General features: G+C 72.3%; 22 protein-coding genes and 1 pseudogene. 12 read left to right on the top strand and 11 right to left on the bottom strand.

The window, feature by feature from the left end; all coding sequences use genetic code 11:
* Positions 1-2 precede the first annotated feature (2 nt).
* The 4 genes from ABZX65_RS33110 to ABZX65_RS33095 all read right to left on the bottom strand — a co-directional run bounded on the left by ABZX65_RS33110 (position 3) and on the right by ABZX65_RS33095 (position 4,595).
* Positions 3-1,721 carry an ABC transporter substrate-binding protein gene (locus ABZX65_RS33110; RefSeq protein ID WP_355348629.1) on the bottom strand — a complete coding sequence of 573 codons (1,719 nt, stop codon included), beginning with the start codon at positions 1,719-1,721 and terminating at the stop codon, positions 3-5.
* A gap of 170 nt (positions 1,722-1,891) precedes the next feature.
* The gene (locus tag ABZX65_RS33105) at positions 1,892-1,990 is read right to left on the bottom strand and encodes an Ms4533A family Cys-rich leader peptide (protein ID WP_355348626.1); all 99 of its coding nucleotides are present in this window, start codon (positions 1,988-1,990) and stop codon (positions 1,892-1,894) included.
* A 121-nt stretch (positions 1,991-2,111) separates the two neighbouring features.
* The gene (locus ABZX65_RS33100) at positions 2,112-3,554 is read right to left on the bottom strand and encodes a DUF3152 domain-containing protein (protein ID WP_355348623.1); all 1,443 of its coding nucleotides are present in this window, start codon (positions 3,552-3,554) and stop codon (positions 2,112-2,114) included.
* 21 nt (positions 3,555-3,575) lie between these two features.
* Positions 3,576-4,595, bottom strand: coding sequence for an alpha/beta hydrolase (locus tag ABZX65_RS33095; protein WP_355348620.1), 1,020 nt, complete (start codon positions 4,593-4,595; stop codon positions 3,576-3,578).
* A gap of 183 nt (positions 4,596-4,778) precedes the next feature.
* Here ABZX65_RS33095 and ABZX65_RS33090 point away from each other — a divergent pair, with 183 nt between their 5' ends.
* The 4 genes from ABZX65_RS33090 to ABZX65_RS33075 all read left to right on the top strand — a co-directional run bounded on the left by ABZX65_RS33090 (position 4,779) and on the right by ABZX65_RS33075 (position 6,643).
* Positions 4,779-5,045 (top strand): hypothetical protein, encoded by a 267-nt coding sequence (locus ABZX65_RS33090; protein WP_355348617.1) that lies wholly within the window; start codon positions 4,779-4,781, stop codon positions 5,043-5,045.
* Positions 5,046-5,199: 154 nt separating this feature from the next.
* Entirely contained in the window at positions 5,200-5,841 is a 642-nt protein-coding gene (locus tag ABZX65_RS33085; protein WP_355348614.1) for a TetR/AcrR family transcriptional regulator, read from the top strand.
* Positions 5,842-5,996: 155 nt separating this feature from the next.
* On the top strand, positions 5,997-6,227 hold the full coding sequence (locus tag ABZX65_RS33080) for a DUF3107 domain-containing protein (RefSeq protein ID WP_188281577.1): 231 nt from the start codon (positions 5,997-5,999) through the stop codon (positions 6,225-6,227).
* A gap of 137 nt (positions 6,228-6,364) precedes the next feature.
* Entirely contained in the window at positions 6,365-6,643 is a 279-nt protein-coding gene (locus ABZX65_RS33075) for a hypothetical protein (RefSeq protein WP_355348609.1), read from the top strand.
* Positions 6,644-6,725: 82 nt separating this feature from the next.
* On the opposite strand, the gene ABZX65_RS33070 is transcribed toward ABZX65_RS33075, so the two are convergent.
* Positions 6,726-7,454, bottom strand: coding sequence for a ferritin-like fold-containing protein (locus ABZX65_RS33070; RefSeq protein WP_355348606.1), 729 nt, complete (start codon positions 7,452-7,454; stop codon positions 6,726-6,728).
* A 529-nt stretch (positions 7,455-7,983) separates the two neighbouring features.
* Here ABZX65_RS33070 and ABZX65_RS33065 point away from each other — a divergent pair.
* From ABZX65_RS33065 to ABZX65_RS33055, 3 genes are all read left to right on the top strand, one after another.
* A complete protein-coding gene (locus tag ABZX65_RS33065; protein ID WP_355348700.1) occupies positions 7,984-9,975 on the top strand; it encodes a DEAD/DEAH box helicase in 1,992 nt (663 codons plus the stop codon).
* Between the two features lie 134 nt (positions 9,976-10,109).
* Positions 10,110-11,021, top strand: coding sequence for an alpha/beta hydrolase (locus tag ABZX65_RS33060; RefSeq protein ID WP_355348603.1), 912 nt, complete (start codon positions 10,110-10,112; stop codon positions 11,019-11,021).
* A gap of 93 nt (positions 11,022-11,114) precedes the next feature.
* Positions 11,115-11,255, top strand: a complete 141-nt coding sequence (locus tag ABZX65_RS33055) for a hypothetical protein (RefSeq protein ID WP_355348600.1) — start codon at positions 11,115-11,117, stop codon at positions 11,253-11,255.
* 176 nt (positions 11,256-11,431) lie between these two features.
* Here the strand turns inward: ABZX65_RS33055 and ABZX65_RS33050 are convergent, their stop codons facing one another.
* The 4 genes from ABZX65_RS33050 to ABZX65_RS33035 form a co-directional block, all read right to left on the bottom strand.
* Positions 11,432-12,040: a MarC family protein gene (locus ABZX65_RS33050; protein WP_188284666.1), complete on the bottom strand. Its 609-nt coding sequence runs from the start codon at positions 12,038-12,040 to the stop codon at positions 11,432-11,434.
* Positions 12,041-12,251: 211 nt separating this feature from the next.
* The gene (locus ABZX65_RS33045; protein WP_355348596.1) at positions 12,252-13,109 is read right to left on the bottom strand and encodes a PHP domain-containing protein; all 858 of its coding nucleotides are present in this window, start codon (positions 13,107-13,109) and stop codon (positions 12,252-12,254) included.
* 326 nt (positions 13,110-13,435) lie between these two features.
* Positions 13,436-14,074 carry a DUF6758 family protein gene (locus ABZX65_RS33040; RefSeq protein WP_355348593.1) on the bottom strand — a complete coding sequence of 213 codons (639 nt, stop codon included), beginning with the start codon at positions 14,072-14,074 and terminating at the stop codon, positions 13,436-13,438.
* A 113-nt stretch (positions 14,075-14,187) separates the two neighbouring features.
* Positions 14,188-14,781, bottom strand: a complete 594-nt coding sequence (locus ABZX65_RS33035; protein WP_355348590.1) for a suppressor of fused domain protein — start codon at positions 14,779-14,781, stop codon at positions 14,188-14,190.
* Between the two features lie 376 nt (positions 14,782-15,157).
* On the opposite strand from ABZX65_RS33035, the gene ABZX65_RS33030 reads away from it, so the two are divergent.
* Positions 15,158-16,294, top strand: coding sequence for a magnesium and cobalt transport protein CorA (locus tag ABZX65_RS33030; protein ID WP_355348587.1), 1,137 nt, complete (start codon positions 15,158-15,160; stop codon positions 16,292-16,294).
* A gap of 66 nt (positions 16,295-16,360) precedes the next feature.
* Here the strand turns inward: ABZX65_RS33030 and ABZX65_RS33025 are convergent, their stop codons facing one another.
* A complete protein-coding gene (locus ABZX65_RS33025) occupies positions 16,361-17,221 on the bottom strand; it encodes a DMT family transporter (RefSeq protein ID WP_355348697.1) in 861 nt (286 codons plus the stop codon).
* Positions 17,222-17,524: 303 nt separating this feature from the next.
* Here ABZX65_RS33025 and ABZX65_RS33020 point away from each other — a divergent pair, with 303 nt between their 5' ends.
* Positions 17,525-18,040, top strand: coding sequence for a hypothetical protein (locus ABZX65_RS33020; RefSeq protein ID WP_355348584.1), 516 nt, complete (start codon positions 17,525-17,527; stop codon positions 18,038-18,040).
* A 14-nt stretch (positions 18,041-18,054) separates the two neighbouring features.
* On the opposite strand, the gene ABZX65_RS33015 is transcribed toward ABZX65_RS33020, so the two are convergent.
* The gene (locus ABZX65_RS33015) at positions 18,055-18,780 is read right to left on the bottom strand and encodes a hypothetical protein (RefSeq protein ID WP_355348581.1); all 726 of its coding nucleotides are present in this window, start codon (positions 18,778-18,780) and stop codon (positions 18,055-18,057) included.
* Between the two features lie 186 nt (positions 18,781-18,966).
* Between ABZX65_RS33015 and ABZX65_RS33010 the strand changes: the two genes are divergently transcribed.
* The 3 genes and pseudogenes from ABZX65_RS33010 to ABZX65_RS33000 all read left to right on the top strand — a co-directional run bounded on the left by ABZX65_RS33010 (position 18,967) and on the right by ABZX65_RS33000 (position 22,296).
* Positions 18,967-20,388: a CBS domain-containing protein gene (locus ABZX65_RS33010; RefSeq protein WP_355348578.1), complete on the top strand. Its 1,422-nt coding sequence runs from the start codon at positions 18,967-18,969 to the stop codon at positions 20,386-20,388.
* Positions 20,375-20,902, top strand: a pseudogene (locus tag ABZX65_RS33005) (DUF1003 domain-containing protein); the annotation flags it as partial. The gene ABZX65_RS33010 and the pseudogene ABZX65_RS33005, both read left to right, overlap by 14 nt.
* Positions 20,903-21,138: 236 nt before the next feature.
* Positions 21,139-22,296 (top strand): Mrp/NBP35 family ATP-binding protein, encoded by a 1,158-nt coding sequence (locus ABZX65_RS33000; RefSeq protein WP_355348575.1) that lies wholly within the window; start codon positions 21,139-21,141, stop codon positions 22,294-22,296.
* Positions 22,297-22,368 lie beyond the last annotated feature (72 nt).

Genomic DNA, 22,368 nt, shown 5'->3' with positions numbered 1-22,368 from the left:
GACTACTTCACCGCGGCCTGCGAGATGTCCAGCACACCGGTCCAGTCGCTGATCACGACGTTCTTGATGTTCTTGCCGAACAGCCGCTTGTAGACGGGGTGGAAGAGCGGCACGGTGAGCGCCTGCTCGCCGATCCTCTTGTCCAGCGCGCCCCAGCGGACGGCGGCGGCCTTGAGGTCGGTGATCTTGTTGATCTGGTCGATCTCGTTGTTCACGGCCGGGTCGTCGAGCTGCGCGTTGTTGAAGTTGGCGCCGTCCCTGACGATCTGGCGGCCGTCGAAGATCGGGCCGAGGAAGGGGCCGCCGGACGGCCAGTCCGCGCCCCAGCCGGTGAGGAAGAAGCCGGGCTCGGTCTTCAGGGTGTGGATCTTGTCGGAGAAGGCCGCGTGCTCCTGGCCGTCGAGCTTGACGGTGATCCCGGCCGCCTTGAGCGCCTCCTGGACGGCGGTGGCGACCTCGGGGCCCTGCTCGTCGCCCTTGGTGACGTCGTGGGTGAGCGAGACGGTCAGGCCGTTGGGGTAACCGGCCTCCTTCAGCAGCTCCTTGGCCTTGGCCGGGTCACCGGTCTTGCCCGCGGGGAACGGGTCGTAGGCGGTGTAGCCGAAGGACGCCTGCGCGGGCAGGAAGGTGGTGGCCGGGTCGTTGAGCGACGAGCCGCCCTGCGCGTTGATCACCGTGGTGCGGTTGATCGCGTACGCGATGGCCTGCCGGACCTTGATGTTGTCGAACGGCTTCACCTTCGGGTTGAAGGCGATGTAGTCGGTGTAGCCGAAGTGCCCGGTCCCGACCCGCTGGGCGAGGTTCTTGTCGCCGGTCACCTTGGCCAGCTCGGCCGGGCCGAGGTTGGTGTCGGTGGTGACCGCGTCCGCGTCCTTGCCGACGCCCGCCGACAGACGCTGGTTGATCACGGCCTGGTCGAGGCCGGACTGCACGTCGATGGTGTCGGGGTACGCCTTGCGCTGGTCGTCGGTGGCGGCCGACCAGTTGGGGTTGCGCTTCAGCACCAGGTGCTCGCCGTTGTTCTCGTTGCTGACCACCTTGTACGGGCCGGAGGAGACCGGGTGCGCCGCGTATTTGGTGCCGGTGTCCTTGGCCTTGGGCACCGGCGCGAAGGAGGTCTGCGTGGCGAGCAGCGGGAATTCGCCCTCGGGCTTGTTCAGGTGGAAGACGATGGTCTTCGCGTCGGGCGTCTCGATCGAGGACAGGCCCTTGGGGTCCTTGTACGGGCCCTGGTAGTCGGCCGCGCCGACCAGCCAGTCCCGCAGGTAGGGCGCGCCGCCGGACAGCTCGGCGGCGAAGGACCGCTCGATGTCGTACTTGATGTCGGCGGTGGTGATGGGCGAGCCGTCCTCGTACTTCAGGCCGTCCTTGAGGTGGTACGTCCACACCGTGGCGTTCTCGCTGGGCTCGCCGGTGGTGGTGGCCAGGTCGGGGACGACCTTGGCGCCCGCGGCGCCGTCGGCGCGGTTGCGGGTGGTGAGCGTCCGGTAGACCAGCGACGGCACGTTGCCGCCGCCGGAGGTGTAGAGCCGGGCGGGGTCGAAGTTCTCCTGCGCCTGGTTGTTCAGGACGTACAGCGTGCCGCCCTTGCCCGGCTTGCCGTCGCCGCCCGCCTTGGCGTCGTCACCGTTCTTGGGGCCGCAGGCGACGGCCCCTCCGGCAAGGGCCAGACCGACGGCGATCACGCCTATGCGGCGGGATGTGGAGGACAGTTGACGCATCAGAGGAACCTTTCGCGGCAGCGAGGAAGGGCGCGCACAGCGGTGCGCGCGAAAAAGCGGAAACGGGTCGTGACGTGCGGGACCGAAGGGTCCGGCCGGAGCAGCCCGTGGCGGAGGAGACGCCGTCCTGGGACGGCGGCCGGGCCTCTACGCGGTGGGGCTGGATGCGGTCAGCGACAGTGAACGTCGGCGACGCAGTGCGCGGCCACGCCGATGAGCGCCAGCTCGATGCCGGCGCGTGCATACGGATGTGCGTGGTGGTGCTGCATGGACAGAAGCGTGCAGCGACGCGACACCAATTGTCAAAGCCAGATCAATACGATCTCAAACGATCACTTATGGATTGCACCGCTGAGCGGGTCCGCGCCTACGGGATGCGGACGGCTCCGCCTACGGGTACGGCCACGCGTTCGGCTTGCAGGTGGGGCCGCCGTCGAGCGACAGGAATTTGGTCTGCTGCATCATCACCGGGGCCGGGGCGCCCTCCTTGGGACAGCCGACGTGGCTGTGCCCGAGACGGTGCCCGACCTCGTGGTTGATCAGCATCTGCCGGTACTCGTGCACCCGCGCGGCGCCGAATGTACTGGCGCCCTGCGCCCATCGGTAGGCGTTGATCATCGTGCGCGGAGTTGACGCGGAGTCACATGACACGTTCTCAACTGTTGTGTCCAGACCGGACTTCGCGCACCACTTCGCGGTGGTGCCGGGACTGGCGAGCGTAATGACGATGTCCGCGGGGCCGGTTGAGACCCGCTCGAAGGACATCTGTCCGCCGTGTCCCCAACTCCGGCTGTCGTTCAGGGTCTTGAAGACGGTGTCGCTGAAGAGCTGCGCGTTCAGCGGCAGCCCGCGCTCGACGTCCACCCGGAAGCGCATGACCTTGCCCCTGCCCGGCGCGGCCTGGTGGCCGCCGACCGTGCTGAAGGCGCCGGACAGCCTCAGGTCCGGGTCCAGCGGGTACAGCTTGGCCATCAGCTCGTCGTACGTGGCGGCGGCGGGCGTCGCCGCCGGGGCCCCCGCGGGCGCGCTCGCGGCGCCGGGCGCGCGGTCCTGCGAGCGCGACGCCTCGTCGGCCGCCGAGCGCGTCGCGGTGTCCTTGCCGCTGTCCTCGCTGTGCCGTTTCTCACTTCCGCCGACCTGTCCCGCGACCACCACGGCGAGCACCGTGACGACGGCCGCGGCGGCGATCCCGCTGAGCGTGCGCCCCTTGCCGCCGGACTTGGTGTCCACGGCCGTGCCCGCGTCCGCCTCCGGCTCCGGGTCCGGCTCGGGCGCGGCGGCCGGGCCGCCGGGCGGCGGGTCCGCGGGCCCTTCCGGCTCCTGCGGTCCGAAGGCGTCGAGGAATTCCTGCCGCGGGCGCGGGATCAGCCGGCCCGGCGCCTGCATCTGGCCGGGCCCGGGCGCCTGCGCGTGCCGGGCGTACGGGCCCTGCCCCTGGCCGAGCGCGGGTCCCGCGGGCGGGGAGCTCAGCGCGGACGCGGTGTCGTACGCCTCCCAGTCCTCCGCCCACTCGTCGACGAGGTCGAAGGGCAGCTCGCGGGTGCGCGGCGGCCCGGAGTAGCGGCCGGTGTCGGCCGCCCAGTCGTCGGCCGGGCCCCACGCGGTGTGCTCGCGGTGCTCGGGGTGGGCGGGCGCCGGACCGCCGTGGTCCTGCGGCCGGTACTGCGGGAAGCTGCCCGTGTCGTGGCCGGACAGCGGTTCTGGACCGCGGCGGCGGCGCCCGCTGCCGGGGACGCCGGGCCGCAGGGGTCCTGGGACGCCCGGCATTCCGGGCGCGCCCGGAATGCCGTTGTCACGGCCGTCCTGGCCGTCCCGCGCGCTGTGCTTACCCACGTCGCCCACCCACGTCCTCGATCAGCTCCCGGTCGCCTCGGCGCCGGCGGGCCCCGCGTCCGTACGGCCCCGGCCGTCGTCCTCGGCTTCCGCGACCTCGTCCTGGAGATCGCGGAAGCCCCGGGCCACCAGCTCGGGGTGCTCCATCATCGCCACATGACCGCCGTCGGGGATGACCAGCAGCCGGGAATCGCGGAAAGCCCTGGCCGCCCGGCGGGCGACCTTGACCGAGACGAGCTTGTCCCGGCCTCCGTACACGAGCAGCGTAGGGGCGAGGACGCGCTCCGCCTGCCGCCACAGCGAATGCTGGCCACCGAGCGTGTACGCGTCCACGATCCCACGGGTGGAACGCACCATGACGTCCCAGAAATACGGCAGTTCGATCCGCCGCTGGTATTCGGCGACCGCGTCGGCGCGGGCCTGCTCGCCGACCACCCCCGGGTCGCCGTAACAGAGCGCCAGCAGCTCCTGGGTCCTGCGCTCGGCCGGCCAGTTCCTCGTCGCGCGCAGATACAGCGCGGGGACGCCGGGCACCGAGAGCAGCCCGGTGGGCCAGGCGGTGCGCTGCGGCGGCAGCTCGGGGAGCGCGGGCGAGACCAGGGTGAGGGTGCGGACCAGGTCCGGCCGGGCGGCGGCGACCTTGACGGCCACCGCGCCGCCCAGCGAATTCCCGAAGAGGTGGACCGGGCCGCGCCGCTCGGCCTCCAGCAGCCGGACCACCGCCCGCGCGTGCCCCGGAATCGAGTAGTCGCCGTCGTCGGGCGGCGGGGAATGGCCGAATCCCGGCAGGTCCAGCGCCTGTCCCGCGACCCGGTCGGCCAGCGCGGCCATCAGCGCCGACCAGTTCTGCGAGGAGCCGCCGAGGCCGTGCACGAAGAGCGCGGGCGCCGTCCCCGGCCCGTCCGTACCGCGCGATCTGACCACCAGGGTGAGGCCGGGCAGGCTCGCCGTGTGCACCGATTCCCCCGGGGCGAGCCGCGGCCCGGGCGGGAGTACGACCGCCGGTTCTGCGGCCGTCTGGGGAACGTCGGTCGAGGGCATGGATGAATGTTACGAGACGATCACGCGTACGACCGCGTGTTCGCGGTCACAAGAACCTCCGCAAGGGCCGGAAGCCGCCACGCGCTCCGAGGGGCGCGCGCCGCACACCGCGGCCGGGAAGCCGCCATGCACGCGCCTGCCCGGCCGCCTAGGCTCAAGGGTGAGGCAAGAGAAGGAGGGGCCATGTCCGAGAACACCGGGAACGGTAGCGGGGACATCGAACGCTTCGAGCGTGAGGCCGACGAATTCGACGCCGCCCAGATCGCCCGCGACACCGATCTGGATCTGGAAGCGCCGGAGGCCGACACCGCGGAACAGCACGCGGAACTGCTCCAGCAGCACGACGAACCGATCATCGCGCGCCCCTCCCACCAGGTGGAAGAGGCCGATCCGGCCGACGCGGCGGAGCAGCGCAGGGTCGTCGCGCCGGACGAGGACGACTACCGCTGACGGTCGCCGCTCACCGACGGATTCCGCAGGCGCTCTCGCGCGGAGGTTCCAGGTAGTGAGAATGTGCGACCGCACGGCGCACAGGGTCGTTACTGAAAAGTACGATGGCCATCGCAGTGTTCTATCGTTCCTCACTTCAGATTTGGGAGGCGGCGTGACAGCCATCGAGCAAGCTCAGGCGAGGCCGCGCGGCACACGCCTGCCCCGCCGGGCCCGACGTGAACAATTGCTGGGCGCGGCCCAGGAAGTCTTCGTGGCGCAGGGTTACCACTCGGCCGCGATGGACGACATCGCCGAGCGGGCCGGCGTGAGCAAGCCCGTGCTCTACCAGCACTTCCCCGGCAAGCTGGAGCTCTACCTCGCGCTGCTCGACCAGCACTGCGAGTCCCTGCTGCACTCGGTACGGACCGCGCTGGCGTCCACCACGGACAACAAGAAGCGCGTCGAGGCCACCATGGACGCGTACTTCGCGTACGTCGAGGACGAGGGCGGCGCCTTCCGGCTGGTCTTCGAGTCCGACCTGACCAACGAGCCCGCGGTCCGCGAGCGCGTCGACAAGGTCTCGCTCCAGTGCGCCGAGGCGATCAGCGAGGTCATCGCGGAGGACACCGGGCTCTCCCGCGACCAGTCGATGCTGCTGGCCGTCGGCCTCGGCGGTGTCTCCCAGGTCGTCGCCCGCTACTGGCTGGCGAGCAAGAGCACCGTGCCGCGCGACACCGCGGTGGACCTGCTGACCTCCCTGGCCTGGCGCGGTATCGCCGGATTCCCGCTGCACGGCGCGGAGGGCCACCACTGAGGCGGTGCCCCGCCGCCCGTCCGCGTCGCCCCGGGCCTGTTCGCTCACGGCGTTGCCGAGGTACGGATTTCCACCGGCCGCTCCGGGCTAGTCTTTGCTGCGTACGGCGCGAAACCAACCGCGCACACCGCCAGACCATCGGAGGTATCCAAGCCGTGGAGGTCAAGATCGGCGTGCAGCACGCGCCGCGCGAGATCAACATCGAGAGCGCGCAGTCCGTCGCGGAGGTCGAGCAGGCCGTCGCCGACGCGCTGTCCGGCGCCTCGAAGCTGCTGAGTCTGACGGATGAGCACGGCCGCAAGGTCCTGATCCCCGCCGACCGGCTCGCGTACGTGGAGATCGGCGAGCCGTCCGCCCGCAAGGTCGGTTTCGGCGCTTCGCTCTGAACGTCCGGCCCTGAAAGGGGCCGAAAGGGCGGCAACCGGTGCAACCGGTTGCCGCCCTTCGTTTTGTCCCGGCCTCCACAGGGGTAGGACCAGAGCGCACCGGTCCGTACCAGCCGTACCACCGGAAAGGGATCACGATGCTCTGGGAAGCCGTCGCCTACGTCGCCCTCGGGCTCGGCGCCGCCTATGCCGCCGCCCGCCTCTTCCCGCTCCGGCTCCCGTTGAGTCCGCTGCTGCTGGCCACAGGACCGATCGCCGCGCTGCTCGGCGGCCTCGTCACCCGCACGATCGTCGGCCCCGGCCACCCGGAGGCGACGCTGCCCGCCGCGCTGGCGGTGGGGGCGGCCATGCTGAGCGTCCTGGCCCGCCCGCCGAAGCGTGGCCGCCACGCCAAAGTGACCGCGTCGAGCGTCTGACGCGGCCACCGGCGTCCTCAGGAGTCGTGGCGGGACCGGCCGTGGCGGGGCGGAGAGTTTCGCGGTGAGGCGTTACGCGGTGTTACGCGGCCAGGCCCAGCGCGGCCATCCGCTTGGTGTGCGCCTCGGTGATCCGCGAGAACATCCGTCCGACCTCCGCGAGGTCGAAGCCGTCGGCGACCCCGCCGACGAGCATGGTGGACAGCGCGTCGCGGTCGGCGACCACCCGCTGCGCCTGCGACAGGGCCTCGCCCATCAGCCGCCGCGCCCACAGCGCGAGCCGCCCGCCGACGCGCGGCTCGGCGGCGATGGCGGCGCGCACCTTCTCCACGGCGAAGGTCGCGTGCCCGGTGTCGTCCAGGACCGCGAGCACCAGCGTGCGCGTATCGGTGTCGAGCCGGGCGGCGACCTCGCGGTAGAAGTCGGAGGCGATGGAGTCGCCGACGTACGCCTTGACGAGCCCTTCGAGCCAGTCCGAGGGCGCGGTCTGCCGGTGGAATTCGTCGAGCGCGGCGCCGAAGGGCTGCATCGCCTTGTTCGCCGACTCGCCGATCTCGGTGAGCCGGTCGCGCAGCCGCTCGAAGTGGTGGAATTCGGCGGCGGCCATCGCGGCCAGCTCCGCCTTGTCCTCCAGGGTCGGCGCGAGTTTCGCGTCGTCCGCGAGCCGTTCGAAAGCGGCCAGCTCGCCGTACGCCAGGGCCCCGAGCAGATCGACGACGGCGGCCCGGTACTGCGGGTCCGCGGACGCGGCGGTCCAGTCCTGGGCGGCGATTCCGGTGGCGGGCGTGGTGTTCTCGTCAGGCGTCTCCATGCTGGGCACAATAGCCAAGTCGGAGCGGCCCGTACGCACCCGTGCGGTGATCTTCGCGGGGCCGGTGACAGGCCGATGACGTGCCGGTGCCGTCCCGAACGAAACATTTGATCGGGTGCAGCTACGTGTTTCCGGGGTAGAGTGGTATTGCACCCGCCGAAAATCGGCTTGCTTCCGATCCTCGGCGGGCGACGTATGCAACACCTGGATGCCCGGTCGGTGGCCCGATCGGCTCCGACACCGACCGCCCTCCTGACATCGGGAGGGGCCCACTCGCGACACGAGCGAGGGCAGCGGTCCCGCGCTGCACAGCCGCCCACGGCTGTACGACACCTCTGCGCGGTCAGTGACCGGCGTCGTCTTTTCCGCGACACGGCCGCTCGACCCCCCTCGCCGCACAGTGCCGCGTCTCACAGAAGAGGCAAGCATCCTGTCCACCACCACGACTTTCCGCAGTCTCGGCATCCTGGCCGAGACCGCCGAGGCCCTTGAGGCCGTCGGCATCATCACCCCCTTCCCGATCCAGGAGATGACGCTCCCGGTCGCCCTCGCGGGCAACGACGTCATCGGCCAGGCCAAGACCGGCACGGGCAAGACCCTCGGTTTCGGTCTGCCGCTGCTGGAGCGCGTCACCGTGACCGCCGACGTCGAGGCCGGGCGCGCCACCGCCGACCGGCTCACCGACGCCCCGCAGGCCCTGGTCGTCGTCCCCACCCGCGAGCTGTGCCAGCAGGTCACCAACGACCTGCTGACGGCCGGCAAGGTCCGGAACGTACGCGTGCTCGCGATCTACGGCGGCCGGGCGTACGAGCCGCAGGTCGACGCGCTCAAGAAGGGCGTCGACGTGATCGTCGGCACCCCGGGCCGCCTGCTGGACCTCGCGGGCCAGAAGAAGCTCGATCTCAAGCACATCCGTTCCCTCGTCCTGGACGAGGCCGACGAGATGCTCGACCTGGGCTTCCTGCCCGACGTCGAGAAGATCATGGGCATGCTGCCGGTCAAGCGGCAGACGATGCTGTTCTCCGCGACCATGCCCGGCGCCGTGATCAACCTCGCCCGCCGCTACATGTCGCAGCCCACCCACATCCGCGCCACCGCGCCGGACGACGAGGGCGCGACCGTCGCGAACACCACGCAGCACGTCTTCCGCGCCCACTCGCTGGACAAGGTCGAGCTGGTCTCGCGCATCCTCCAGGCCGAGGGCCGCGGTCTCGCGATGATCTTCTGCCGTACGAAGCGGACCGCCGCCGACGTCGCCGAGCAGTTGGAGAAGCGCGGTTTCGCCTCCGGCGCGGTCCACGGCGACCTCGGCCAGGGCGCGCGCGAGCAGGCGCTGCGGGCGTTCCGCAACGGCAAGGTCGACGTGCTGGTCTGCACCGACGTGGCCGCGCGCGGTATCGACGTCGAGGGCGTCACGCACGTCATCAACTACCAGACGCCCGAGGACGAGAAGACCTACCTCCACCGCATCGGCCGCACCGGCCGCGCGGGCGCCTCGGGTATCGCGATCACGCTGGTCGACTGGGACGACATCCCGCGCTGGCAGCTCATCAACAAGGCGCTGGTGCTGTCCTTCAACGACCCGGAGGAGACGTACTCGACGTCTCCGCACCTCTACGAGCTGCTGGGCATCCCGGTCGGCACGAAGGGGATACTGCCTCGGGCGGACCGGACGCGTGCCGGTCTCGACGCCGAGGTCGTCGAGGACCTGGGCGAGACCGGTGGCCGCGGCGCCCGCGGCAACGGCCGTCGGCCGGCCGGCGGCAAGCCCGCCGCCGCGCCCGTCGAGGACCGCCCGGCCCGTACGCGCACCCCGCGCCAGCGCCGCCGCACCCGCGGTGGCGAGGCCGCGTCCGGTGCGGCCCCCACGTCGGCCGTCGGCGCCGAGGCCGTGGAGTCCGCCGTCGCGGTCTCCCAGCCCGGTACGGACGAGGTGGCCGCGCCCCGCACCCCGCGCCGCCGTCGCCGTACGCGCGGTGCCGCTCCCGAGGCGGTCGCCGTGGAGACGGTGACGGCTGTCGAGCCGGTCCCCGCCGCTCCGGTCGCCGAGGAGGCCCCCAAGGCACCGCGCCGCCGCCTGCGCAAGGCCGCCGCTGAGCCGGTCGGTGCGCAGACTCCGGCCGCCGCCGCGGTGACCCCGGTGGTCGAGGAGGAGGCGCCCAAGGCCGCCCGCCGCCCGGCCCGCCGCTCGATCCTCAACGGCGAGCCCGAAGAGACCGCCGCCCCGGTCACCCCGGTCGCGGACGAGGCGCCCAAGACGCCGCGCCGCCGCACCCGCAAGGCCGCGACGGCCGTCACCGCCGAGGTGCCGGCACCCGCGGTCGCGCCGGAGGCGGAGAGCACCGCGGACGCGCCGAAGCCGGTGCGCAAGCGGGCGCCCCGCAAGACCGCCGCCGCCGCTGCCGCGGCGGTCGAGGTCGCCGAGGTACCGGCTCCCGCCACCGCGGGGGACGAGGCGCCGAAGACCCCGCGCCGCCGTACCCGCAAGGCGGTCGCCGCGACGGCCGCGGACGAGGGCTGACCTCGGCCGTCTCCGCCGCCGCACCCGTACGGACGAACGCCCCCGGCCCCTCGGCCGGGGGCGTTCGCGTGCCGGGGACACCGGGATCGGGCGGAGGCAACCTGTCGGACATATGCACCGCGTAATCTCGGTTCATGAGCCGACCCACTGCCCTGGATCTGCCGGAGAACGTGTCCGCCCATCGGCTGGAGACGGCCCGCGGATCCTTCGCCGTACTCGACGCCTCCCCCGCCCCCGACGCCCCGCCGCGCGGCACCGCGCTGCTCGTGCCCGGCTTCACCGGCAGCAAGGAGGACTTCCTCCCGCTGCTCACCCCGCTGTCGGCGGCCGGTTTCCGGGTGGTGGCGGTGGACGGCCGCGGCCAGTACGAGTCGGGCGGCCCGCGCGAGGAGAGCGCCTACGCGCAGGGCGAGTTGGCGGCCGACGTGGTCGCGCAGACGGCGGCGCTCGCGGCGGCCGGCGGGGGCGGCCCCGTGCATCTGCTGGGCCACTCGCTGGGCGGTCTCGTCGTACGGGCGGCGGTGATCGACCAAGGTCCCGGCGCGTGGGCGTCGTTGACGCTGATGAGCACGGGTCCGGGTGCGATCTCCGAGGAACAACAGACCCGCACCCAGTTGTTGATCGATGTGCTGCCGGTGATGGATCTGGAGGCCGTCTGGCAGGCGATGCGGTCGATGGACGCGGAGAACGGCGAGCAGCCGGACACCCCGCCCGCCGTCGAGGCGTTTCTGCACCGCCGCTGGGTGACCACGCTGCCAGAGCAACTCGCTGTCACCGCACGGCAGTTGATGGACGAGCCGGACCGGGTGGACGAGCTGGCCGCGGCCGGGCCGCTGCCGAAGCTGGTGATCTCGGGCGAGGTCGACCATGTGTGGCCGCCGTCGTGGATGGACGCGATGGCGACTCGGCTGGGCGCCGAGCGCGCGGTGATCAAGGGCGCGGAGCACTCGCCGAACACCGAGCGTCCCGCCGAGACGGCGGCGGCGCTGATCGCCTTCTGGACCGGCGGCGCGGGGGACGACGGCACAAGCCTTACCGGTGAGTAATTAGATCGAGAAAGTGTTTCTTTAGTCTAGGGAATGTTTTCGAGGGGGTGTTGGTTGACTACACATGTAACGAGCGACGAAGGGAGAAGCCCCATGCGCTTCGAGATCATGCGACTCGACGACCGAAACGGCAACGCCGTGGACAGCACCGTCGTGGACGCCTCCGCCGTCAACAAGATCGTGCAGCAGGCCGCTGCCATAGGCCAGCGCATCTACATCCGCCCCGCGGACTGACGACGCCACAGGGCCTGGCCCACCGCATCGGCGCCCCGTACATGAAGACGTACGGGGCGCTTTCGCGTGTCCGGGGGCCACGGGAGGGGCCACGGGAGGGGCGGCGGGGGCCGCAGGAGGGGCGGCGGGGGGCGCGCGAGGGCCGCGGGGGGCCGCAGGAGGGGCCGCGGGAGGGCTCAGCCCTCGCCGTGGATGAAGCCGAAGATGCCGTTGGCGACCTGCTGGACGGCGATGGCCGACAGGAGCATGCCCGACAGCCGGGTCACCAGCACCACACCGCCCTCCTTGATCAGCCGGATGATCGCCAGCGAGTACCGCATCGTCAGCCACAGCACGGCGTGCATCGCGATGATCGCCACCCACACCGACATCTGCTGACCGAACCCGTCCGCGTGCTGCACCGCCAGGATCACGGTCACGATCGCGCCGGGGCCCGCCAGCAGCGGCATCCCCAGCGGTACCAGCGCGACGTTCACGTCCTTCGTCTGCGTCGGCTCGTCCGCCTTCCCGGTCAGCAGATCCAGCGCGATCAGCAGAAGCAGCAGCCCGCCCGCCACGCGCAGCGCGGGCACCGACACATGCAGATAGTCGAGGATCTGCTGGCCGCAGATCCCGAACACCGTGATCACCCCGAGCGCCACCAGCGCCGCCTGCCACGCCATCCGGCGCTGCACCTTCGTGGCGCGCCCCGAGGTCAGCGCGAGAAAAATGGGCGTGATACCGGGCGGATCCATGATCACGAAGAGCGTGACGAATACCGACCCGAAGAGGGTGACGTCGAACATGGGGCGACTTTCTGGTGAGGGGGGCGGGGCGGGCTGCGCCCGGCAGACGGCGTGTGAGGGGGGACGGGCCCACCGGGCCGCGGCCACGGGGAGGCCGTCAGCCGACGTCACTTCCGCACGGGTGGCTGGGGGCCGGAAAACGCACCGCGCCGCAGGCGCGGGAGGGGGCCCCGGGGCTCCCCGAAGTGAGGAGCGGGGTCACGTAGGGGCGCTAGACGGCGCTGATGGGCACCGCGCCCGTCGCCCGCCGGGCGATCTCGCGGTAGACCTCGGGGTCGGTGACGCAGTCGCCGAGACGGCAGGTCTTGCGACTGCCGTGATAGTCGCTCGACCCGGTGGCGAGCAGCCCCGTCTCGGCCGCGAAGGCCCGCAGCCGGGCCCGGGTCGGGGCGTCGTGGTCCACGTGGTCGACCTCGATGCCGTCGAGCCCGGCCGACGCCAGTTCCGCTATCACCGACTCCGGTACGGTCTCGCCGCGCTTGTGCGCGCCGGGGTGCGCGAAGACGGTGACGCCGCCCGCGCCCTTGACCAGCCGTACCGCGTCGAAGGGGTCCAGCTCGTGCTTGGGTACGTAGGCCCGCCCGGCGTTCGTCAGCCAGTCGTCCGTGAAGGCGTCGGAGACGGTGGGGACCACGCCGAGCTCCACCATCGCGGTCGCGATGTGGGGGCGGCCGACGGAGCCGTCCCCGGCGATGGCGGCCACCCGCTCCCAGGTCACGGGCACGCCCAGCTCCTGGAGCTTCGCCACCATGGCCCGCGCCCTGGGCACCCGGTCGTCCCGTACCAGCTCCCGCTCCCGGTACAGCTCCGGCTCCTCCGGGTCGAACAGGTACGCCAGCATGTGCATGCTGATCCCGTCGATCCGACAGGACAGCTCCGCGCCGGTGACCAGCGTCAACGGCACCGTCAGCGCGCGCAGCGCCGCCGTCGCCTCCGCGTATCCGCCCACCGTGTCGTGGTCCGTCAGCGCCACGACGTCCAGACCGGCCCCCGCCGCGTTCCGCACCAGCTCGGCGGGCGCGTCGGTGCCGTCACTCGCGGTGGAGTGAGCGTGCAAATCAATCCGCACCGGGGCGCTCCGCTGGGCAGTAGTGTCTTCTCGGCCAGCCGCCAGCATAAGCCTTCCCCCCACCCCACCCGCCGCTGCTCCGCCACCCCCGCAGCCCCCGCCCCTGACGTGGCGCACCGCCTTTCGCCCAGGCTGCGGGAGGACCTGGTTTTTAGGGGCGCGGGGAACTGCGCCACCAGCCACCACGCTCCCGCACGTCACCACCCGCCCCGGCCGGGCAATTCGGTTGTCGCCGGACCACCGGCCGGTGGGGGCTCGCCGCGCCCCTGGGGGGGACCGACTTGCGCAAGGCGGGGGTACGGGTGGGGGTGGCCCCCCGGGAGGGGCTAGGCGAGGAGGCGGGGGGAGAGGGCCCCGCAGGGGAGCATGTCGACCTCGGCCCCGGCGTCGCGGAGGTCGGTGAGGACGAGCTCGTCGTACATGAGGAGCCCGGTCTGCTCGGGCCAGACGATGGCCCAGAGCCAGAGCCCGCGGGCCTCGCCGGCGAAGACGACACGGTCGTCGGGAGCGCCGTTGACGTGCCAGAGCGGCGTCGGCCGCCCGGCGGCGAGCACCTTGGCGTGCGGAGGCTTGTCGACGCACATGCCGGGCCCCGGATCGGGCCCGGGAATCCCGGCGTGACGGGCGCCGAGCCCGACGCCCAACTCCTCGGCGATGAGCATGAGTTCACCGGGTCCGCCGAGCGGCCCGGGTCCCGAGCAGGCCACGGCGGTGGCCCGCCCGCCGCTGCGGTCGTCGCCCGCGGCGGCGACACCGGAGAAGAGCCAGCCGACCGGCAGGGGCCACGGCATCCAGACGGGCACCTGGGCGCGGTGCACCACGACGCCGAGCGCCTCGACGCTCGGGGGCACGACGGGTTGCAGCGGATACACGGTCCCGTGCTCGTCGCACTGCCAGGAGTCGGCGAAGAGGCCGGGCGCTCGCACCCTGCCACCGCACTTCGGGCAACTGGGTTCGCCCCTCATAACGACCAACGGTCCTCCGGGTCCGTGCCCCCGTCAAGGACGATCACCCAGGTGGTTCAGCGACACCACGCGCCTGGCGGAGCGCCGGACGCGGCCGCGACCGGCGGCCCGGATCAGCCGAGGGCCACGGCCCCGCGCAGCGGATCGCGCAGGTCCGTGCCGTGCGAGAGCCAGCGTTCCTGGAGGGCGGCGGCGCCGTGCACCCGCTTCCAGGCGGCCTCGGTGTGGGTCATCGGCAGCAGCGGCAGGAAGCGGACGGGGTCGGGCGCCGGGTCGAGGGCGTCGAGCACCAGGTCCTCGACCAGGCCCCCGCCCTCGGCGACGAGCACGGCGGAGAAGGGCGCGCCCGGCCAGAGCGGCTCGCCGACGTCCAGCGAGTTGCCGGGGGCGACGACGACCCCTTCGACCTGCGGAGAGGCGCCGAGTACGGCGAGCGGCCGCAGCACCTTGTCGGTTTCGGCCACACCGGCGCGTACCGACAGCAGCAGTTCGGCGCGCGGGCCGCGTACGGGATCGGCGACGGTGGCGAGAGGCTCGTTCATGGGCTGCGCCGACATCCCGAGGGTGGCGTATCGCAGCAGGTCACCGTCGCGGTAGCGGAGCACTTCGATGCGGTCGACGCCGAGGAACGTCACGGCGGCGCGCGCGTCCGGCGCGCCGAAGGCGGAGCGCAGCCGCGCCTCGACCAGCGTCAGGAGATCACCCATGCGGCGAGCATAGATCGCGTATGGAACCGGCCAAGCGCGGTCGAGCGGGCACGCGGACGCGCTAAGGTGGGGTGTTCATATACGACATCCCCCAGCGGGGCATGGCCGGAGGAGGTGGGGACTGCAGTGGATCCGAGTCGACCGTGCAGTACCGGCAGCTCTTCCGAACGCCGTCCCGTGATGTGAGCCTGCGCGCTACTTACCCGGCCCTTGTGCCGCGAAACGCGTGACCTCACGATCCTCACGATCTGCCCGCGGAGCGAATCCGCGTCGGAAGAGCGCCCTGAACTGCCTGGTGATCAGCCAGTACTGATCCCGTCCTGATCAGCATTCAGTGCGGCGTGATGCCGTCGGCCAGTCCGTGAAGGAGCTTGCCATGTCGATGATCCGTGATCTGCGCGCTGTCGTACGCCCCGCGCTGCGCAAGAGCACCGCGTCCTACGACTACGGGCCGACTCACGACGTCTCCGCCGCCGGCAGCGCGGTGGTGGACTGCGCGGTCTACCGCGACGGCGTGCGGTGCAGCGACACCGTCGGTCTCAGCGAGGCGCTGGCGAGCGTGCGGGCCGGGCGCAGCGGCGAGCAGTGCGACGGGCGCGACGGCTTCGTGTGGATCGGTCTGCACGAGCCGACCGAGCAGGAATTCGCCGGTATCGCCCAGGAGTTCGGCCTGCACCCGCTGGCGGTCGAGGACGCGGTCCACGCCCACCAGCGGCCGAAGCTGGAGCGGTACGACGACTCGCTGTTCACGGTCTTCAAGACGATCCGCTACGTCGAGCACGCCGAGCTGACCGCCACCAGCGAGGTGGTGGAGAGCGGCGAGGTGATGGTCTTCACCGGCCGGTATTTCGTGATCACCGTGCGGCACGGCAGCCACGGTTCGCTGCGCTCGCTGCGGCACCGCCTCGAGGACGACCCCGAGCTGCTGGCCAAGGGCCCGTCCGCGGTGCTGCACGCCATCGCCGACCAGGTCGTGGACGACTACCTGGCCGTCACCGAGGCCGTGCAGGACGACATCGACGAGGTCGAGATCGACGTCTTCTCGGCCGAGAACGGCAAGCCGTCGCGCGGCGGCGACGCGGGCCGGATCTACCAGCTCAAGCGCGAGGTGCTGGAGTTCAAGCGCGCGGTGGCGCCGCTGCTGCGGCCGATGCAGGTGCTCGGCGAGCGGCCGATGCGGCTGATCGACCCGGAGATCCAGAAGTACTTCCGCGATGTCGCCGACCACGTGGCCCGCGTCCACGAGCAGGTCATGGGCTTCGACGACCTGCTCAACTCGATCCTCCAGGCCAACCTCGCGCAGGCCACCGTCGTGCAGAACGAGGACATGCGCAAGATCACCGCCTGGGCGGCGATCCTGGCCGTCCCGACGATGATCACCGGCGTGTACGGGATGAACTTCGACACGATGCCGGAGCTGCGCTGGAAGTTCGGCTATCCGACCGTGCTGATCGGCATCGTGGCGATCTGTTACGTGATCCACCGCGGCTTCCGGCGCAACGGCTGGCTCTGACCCCGGCCCCGGCTCCAACCCCGGCTCTGACCCCGGCTCCGGCTCCGACGCGGGTGCGCGCGGCGCTCAGGCGGTCTTCCTGCGGTCGGCGAGGATCACCAGGGCCAGGCCCACGAGGATCACGCAGAGCGCCGGGTAGGCGGACCAGGCCGGGATCTGGCCCAGCCACAGCGCGGCGATCAGCGCCGCGCCCGGCGTCTCCAGCAGGATCGCGGTGGAGGTGGTGGACGGGCCGAGGCCGCGTACCACCCGGTTGAGCAGCGAGTGCCCGAGCAGTTGCGCGACGACGGTGAGGGCGGCGATCTTCAGCCACGTACGGCCGTCGTAGCCGCCGAGCGCGGAGCCGGAGACCAGGCAGGTGACCAGCAGGACCGCGGCGGTGGTCGCGTAGCAGACGTAGGTGTACGCGGTCGTGCTCGCGGTCCTGCGCACCTCGGAGCCGAGCAGGACGTATCCGGCGGCGGCGATGCCCCCGCCGAGGGCCAGGGCGTCGCCCGCGAGGGCCCGGGTGTCGGTGGACAGGTCGATGCCGGTGAGGATGACGACGCCCGCCACGGCGAGCGCGGTGCCCACCCACACCAGCCGGGGCGGCCGGTGGCCGCGTATCCGCAGGATGATCGTGGTCCAGATCGGCGTGGTGGTGCACAGGGCGGTCGAGGTGGCCACCGACGTCATCGACAGGCTCGGCAGCCACAGCCCGAAGTGCAGCGCGAGCACGACACCGGCGAGCACCGAGAGCGTCAGCGCCCTGCGGCCCATCCGCCGCAGTTCGGCGCGGCCCCGCCACAGCGCGAACGGGCTGAGGACGCCGACCGCCATCGCGTTCCGCCAGAAGGCGATGGCGAGCGCGGGCGCGGCCGTCGAGGCGATCAGCGGGGCCGACATCGAGACGCTGGCGATGGCCACGGTGAGCAGCGTGAAGTCCAGCGTCCGCGCGGCGGCGGGCTCGGCGCCCGGCCCTCCCGCGGCGGCGGGCCCCGTACCGGTGTCCGGCAGCGGAAGCGCGGCGGCGGCGGGCTCGGCGGTCACGGTACTCCTCAGGCGGACGCGGTGCGGTGACAGGGACGGCCGCGGGTCGGACACCGGAGCGTCCGACACCGGGGGCGGACACGGCGCCGCGCCCGTCGGCAGCCACCAGCGTAAGGCCCATGGCGGGTCCACGTACCTGTCGGTCCGTACCGTGATACCGGCCGGGGTTCGCCGCCTGCGGCCAGCGCCTAAAGTGGCGGCATGACGACCGCTGTGAGCGCAGAGCAGACCGCCCTCGTCGAGGAGGCCACCAAGAAGTCGGGCCTGGTGTGGGTGGACGGCCAGGCGCTGTGGCACGCATGGGTGGACGGCGCGATGTGCGTGGTCGGCGGCGGGCCCGTCGAGCAGCCGCTTCCGCCGGGGCTCGCCGACGGCGGGCGCGCCACGGTCGTCGTCCGCAGCAAGGACAAGGGCGGGCGGCTGGTGGCCTGGACGGCCCTGGTCGCCCTGCTGCCGCCGGACGGCGAGGCGTGGGAGGCGGCCGTGGCGGAGCTGAAGGGCAAGCGGCTCAACTCCGTCGACGCCGAGACGGTCACCGAGCGCTGGGCCCGCGACTGCCGGGTCTTCCGGCTGGCGCCCGAGGGCGCTCCCGTCGAACACCCCGGCGCGATGCCGGACGTCTCCGGCGCGGCGGTCCCGGCCGCGACTCCGGCCACGACCCGGCATCCGGTCCCGGCCGGTCTGCCGAAGCTGCTGGCCCGCCGCCGCAAGGCGTAGCGCACCGGGCCTGGCTACTTCGTCGTCACCGATTTGCCGTAGTCGACCACCGAGGACTTGTTCGGCGCCGCGAGCGTGAAGTCCTCGCCCCAGTCGGAGAGGGTGAGCGTCCCCGCGTTGCCCGCGCGCTGGTAGCGCAGCGGGTAGGGCGTGCCCTTGAGGGAGACGTCCAGCGAGCCGCCCTTGGTGCCGTTGAGGGCGACGGTCCTGGTGTCGCCGACCTTGCGGTGGTCGCCGAGCTTGAGGTCGCCGTCGAGCACGAAGAGGTCGGCGAGCAGCACCTTCTTGTCGGTGAAGCCGCTGAACTGCTTGTACGCGGGGTCGTCGGTGGGCACCTTGACGTATTTGTCGTCGAGCTTCTGGGCGGCGGCCTTCCCGTTCTTGTCGGCGCCCGCGTCGCCGTAGAAGTCGGCGCCCGCCTTGAGGTAGAGGTCGGCGCCGACCCGCAGGAGCTGGAAGGTCGTGCCCTTGGTGGTGACCTCGCCGACGCCGCCGTTGTCCCGCAGCCGCATGTCGAGCCGGAAGCTCTGCCCCTTGCTGATCACCGTGCCCGCCAGGCGTACGGTCGGCGCGGTCTCGGCGGCGGTCTTCGCCTTCTGCTCGACGGTCGCGGGCGGCAGCTTGGCGACGCCGTTGGTGCCCGCGTCGGGGTCGCCGCCGAAGCCGAGGCATCCGGTGAGTACGGTCGCCGCGCACAGTGTTCCGAGAGCGGCGGCTGCGGTCCGGCGGCCGGGATACACGTGTTCTCGTCCTCCTGCGGAGACAGCGGGGGGCACCCCGGACGAGTCCGGGGAGGCGTCCAGAAGCTACCGCACGGTACCCCCGGCGAGCACCCCGTGGGGCGGGCAAGATCGGCTGGGAGTAGCCTGGCGACGGATGACGAGTGGACCGGAGCAGCCCTCCGTGGACCGGTAGGAGGCCCCCCGATGGCCGCAGGCAGCCCGCGGGTCTTCGTCTCCCATCTTTCGGGCGTCGCGGTCTTCGATCCGAACGGCGACCAGGTGGGCCGGGTCCGTGACGTCGTGGTGATGCTGCGGGTCGGCGGACGGCCGCCGCGGGTTCTCGGCCTGGTGGTCGAGGTGGTCAGCCGCCGCCGGATCTTCCTGCCCATGACGCGGGTCACCGGGGTCGAGTCCGGCCAGGTGATCACCACCGGGGTGCTGAACATGCGCCGCTTCGAGCAGCGCCCGACCGAGACGCTGGTGCTGGGCGAGCTGCTGGACCGCCGGGTGCGCCTGGTCGCCGAGGACCCGGGGCAGGACGCCGGAGGGGACGGCGGGCAGGGCGCGGCCGACGCGGGCGCGGGCGAGTCCGGCGCGGAGGTCACCGTCCTCGACGTCTCCATGACCCAGCTCCCGGCCCGCCGCGACTGGGAGATCGACAAGGTCTTCGTGCGCCGCGGCAGGCCAGGGGCCCTGCGCCGCAAGGGAGCCACCCTCACCGTCGACTGGTCGGCGGTGACCGGCTTCCGGCTGGCCGAGGACGGCCAGGGCGCGGAGAACCTGGTGGCGACCTTCGAACAGCTCCGCCCGGCCGACCTGGCGAACGTCCTGCACCACCTGTCGCCCAAGCGGCGCGGCGAGGTGGCCGCGGCGCTCGACGACGACCGGCTGGCGGACGTCCTGGAGGAGCTGCCCGACGACGACCAGGTGGAGATCCTCAGCAAGCTCAAGGAGGAGCGCGCCGCGGACGTCCTGGAGGCGATGGACCCGGACGACGCCGCCGACCTGCTGGCCGAACTGCCCGCGGACGAGCAGGAACGACTCCTCACGCTGATGCAGCCGCAGGACGCGGCGGGCGTACGGCGGCTGCTGTCGTACGAGGAGCGGACCGCGGGCGGGCTGATGACCACCGAGCCGATCGTGCTGCGCCCTGACGCCACGGTCGCCGACGCGCTCGCCCGGATCCGCAACCCCGACCTGTCCCCCGCGCTGGCCGCGCAGGTCTACGTGTGCCGGCCGCCGGACGAGACGCCGACCGGCAAGTACCTGGGCCTGGTGCACTTCCAGCGGCTGCTGCGCGACCCGCCGTTCACGCTGCTCGCCTCGATCGTGGACACCGACCTCCAGCCGCTCACGCCCGACACCCCGCTGCCCGCGGTGACCAGCTACCTGGCGACGTACAACATGATCTCGGCGCCCGTGGTGAACGCGACCGGGGGGCTGCTGGGCGCGGTCACGGTGGACGACGTGCTGGACCACCTGCTGCCCGAGGACTGGCGCGAGACGGATCTGCACGGCGCGGTCGGGCCGCACGGGCACCACATGACGGACGACGGCACGGACGACGCGGCGGACGACGACGCGCGGGGCGGCATGACGGGGGTGGGCGACGATGGCGGCCGATGACCGCGACCGGGAGCGCTTCCGGCACCCGCCCGGCGCGACCGCCACCTCGCGCCCCCGCGTGCGGCTCGACCAGCCGCGCGCCCCGCGCCGCAGCCTGCTGCCGACGTACGACCCGGAGGCGTTCGGCAAGCTCTCCGAGCGCGTGGCCCGCTTCCTGGGCACCGGACGGTTCATCGTCTGGATGACGGTCCTCATCATCCTGTGGGTGCTGTGGAACATCTTCGCGCCGCCGTCGATCCGCTTCGACAACTACCCGTTCATCTTTCTGACCCTGATGCTGTCCCTCCAGGCGTCGTACGCGGCCCCGCTGATCCTGCTCGCGCAGAACCGGCAGGACGACCGGGACCGGGTCAACCTCGAACAGGACCGCAAGCAGGGCGAGCGGAGCATCGCCGACACCGAGTACCTGACCCGCGAGGTCGCGGCGCTGCGGATGAACCTCGGCGAGGTCGCCACCCGCGACTGGATCCGCTCCGAACTCCAGGACCTGCTCAAGGAGATCGAGGACCGGCAGGCCGGGGGCGGCCACGGCACGAGCCCCGGCGGCAGGCCCAGCGGCGGCAGGACCCACACCAAACGCGGCCCCGAGGCCAGGCGCGGCACGGACGGCGGGCACGGCTCCGGGACGGGCCCCGGCTCGGGCCCCGGCTCCGACCCCGGCTCCGACCCCGGCTCCGACAACGAGGGCAGTGACGAAGGCGACGGCCGGGGGCGCTGAACGGCGCTCGGCCACCGCCGTACCATCGACGTATGGCTACCGACACCGCAGTCTCCACGCCGACCGAAGACGCCGTGCGCGCCGCGCTCGCGACGGTGAACGACCCGGAGATCCACAAACCGATCACCGACCTCGGCATGGTCAAGTCCGTGGACATCGGCGCCGACGGCTCGGTCGCCGTCACCGTCTATCTCACGGTGTCCGGCTGCCCGATGCGCGACACCATCACCAACGCCGTCACGGCGGCGGTCGAGGGCGTCGCCGGGGTCACCTCGGTACAGGTCACGCTCGACGTGATGAGCGACGAGCAGCGGCGCGGCCTGGCGTCGTCGCTGCGCGGCGGGCAGGCGGAGCGCGAGATCCCGTTCGCCCAGCCGGGCTCGCTGACCCGCGTCTACGCCGTCGCGTCCGGCAAGGGCGGTGTCGGCAAGTCCTCGGTGACGGTCAACCTGGCGGCGGCGATGGCGGCCGACGGGCTGAAGGTCGGCGTGGTGGACGCGGACATCTACGGGCACAGCGTGCCGCGCATGCTCGGCGCGGACGGCCGGCCCACCCAGGTCGAGAACATGATCATGCCGCCGTCGGCGCACGGCGTGAAGGTCATCTCGATCGGCATGTTCACCCCCGGCAACGAGCCGGTGGTGTGGCGCGGGCCGATGCTGCACCGCGCGCTCCAGCAGTTCCTGGCGGACGTGTACTGGGGCGACCTCGACGTGCTGCTGCTCGACCTGCCGCCCGGCACCGGTGACATCGCCATCTCCGTCGCACAGCTCGTGCCGAACGCGGAGATCCTGGTCGTCACGACCCCGCAGCAGGCGGCGGCCGAGGTCGCCGAGCGCGCCGGGTCGATCGCCGTGCAGACCCACCAGAAGATCGTCGGCGTGGTGGAGAACATGGCGGGCATGCCGTGCCCGCACTGCGACGAGGTCATCGACGTCTTCGGCTCGGGCGGCGGCGAGCGGGTCGCCGAGGGGCTGACCCGGATGACCGGCGCGACCGTGCCCGTCCTCGGGCAGATCCCCATCGACGTGCGGCTCCGCGAGGGCGGCGACGACGGACGTCCGGTGGCGCTCAGCCACCCCGAGTCCCCCGCGGGCGCTGCCCTGCGGTCCATCGCGGGCAAGCTGGGCGGCCGTCAGCGCGGCCTGGCGGGGATGTCCCTGGGGATCACCCCGCGCAACAAGTTCTGAGCGCTCGGCGGCCGGGCGGGCGGGCCGGCCGCCGAGCGTACGGGACGGCGGGGGCGGGCTGATCACCGATCA

Origin of the sequence: Streptomyces sp. NPDC003300 (genome assembly GCF_040610915.1) — a bacterium.
Taxonomy (GTDB): domain Bacteria; phylum Actinomycetota; class Actinomycetes; order Streptomycetales; family Streptomycetaceae; genus Actinacidiphila.
This window is presented reverse-complemented; position numbering and strand designations above follow the sequence as displayed.

What these genes read in the sequence shown, in the direction of transcription:
- ABZX65_RS33110 (WP_355348629.1), bottom strand. Translation starts at nt 1,721, where the DNA reads ATGCGTCAACTGTCCTCCACATCCCGCCGCATAGGCGTGATCGCCGTC.
- ABZX65_RS33105 (WP_355348626.1), bottom strand. Translation starts at nt 1,990, where the DNA reads ATGCAGCACCACCACGCACATCCGTATGCACGCGCCGGCATCGAGCTG.
- ABZX65_RS33095 (WP_355348620.1), bottom strand. Translation starts at nt 4,595, where the DNA reads ATGCCCTCGACCGACGTTCCCCAGACGGCCGCAGAACCGGCGGTCGTA.
- ABZX65_RS33090 (WP_355348617.1), top strand. Translation starts at nt 4,779, where the DNA reads ATGTCCGAGAACACCGGGAACGGTAGCGGGGACATCGAACGCTTCGAG.
- ABZX65_RS33075 (WP_355348609.1), top strand. Translation starts at nt 6,365, where the DNA reads ATGCTCTGGGAAGCCGTCGCCTACGTCGCCCTCGGGCTCGGCGCCGCC.
- ABZX65_RS33070 (WP_355348606.1), bottom strand. Translation starts at nt 7,454, where the DNA reads ATGGAGACGCCTGACGAGAACACCACGCCCGCCACCGGAATCGCCGCC.
- ABZX65_RS33065 (WP_355348700.1), top strand. Translation starts at nt 7,984, where the DNA reads ATGACGCTCCCGGTCGCCCTCGCGGGCAACGACGTCATCGGCCAGGCC.
- ABZX65_RS33060 (WP_355348603.1), top strand. Translation starts at nt 10,110, where the DNA reads ATGAGCCGACCCACTGCCCTGGATCTGCCGGAGAACGTGTCCGCCCAT.
- ABZX65_RS33055 (WP_355348600.1), top strand. Translation starts at nt 11,115, where the DNA reads ATGCGCTTCGAGATCATGCGACTCGACGACCGAAACGGCAACGCCGTG.
- ABZX65_RS33050 (WP_188284666.1), bottom strand. Translation starts at nt 12,040, where the DNA reads ATGTTCGACGTCACCCTCTTCGGGTCGGTATTCGTCACGCTCTTCGTG.
- ABZX65_RS33040 (WP_355348593.1), bottom strand. Translation starts at nt 14,074, where the DNA reads ATGAGGGGCGAACCCAGTTGCCCGAAGTGCGGTGGCAGGGTGCGAGCG.
- ABZX65_RS33035 (WP_355348590.1), bottom strand. Translation starts at nt 14,781, where the DNA reads ATGGGTGATCTCCTGACGCTGGTCGAGGCGCGGCTGCGCTCCGCCTTC.
- ABZX65_RS33030 (WP_355348587.1), top strand. Translation starts at nt 15,158, where the DNA reads ATGTCGATGATCCGTGATCTGCGCGCTGTCGTACGCCCCGCGCTGCGC.
- ABZX65_RS33020 (WP_355348584.1), top strand. Translation starts at nt 17,525, where the DNA reads ATGACGACCGCTGTGAGCGCAGAGCAGACCGCCCTCGTCGAGGAGGCC.
- ABZX65_RS33010 (WP_355348578.1), top strand. Translation starts at nt 18,967, where the DNA reads ATGGCCGCAGGCAGCCCGCGGGTCTTCGTCTCCCATCTTTCGGGCGTC.
- ABZX65_RS33000 (WP_355348575.1), top strand. Translation starts at nt 21,139, where the DNA reads ATGGCTACCGACACCGCAGTCTCCACGCCGACCGAAGACGCCGTGCGC.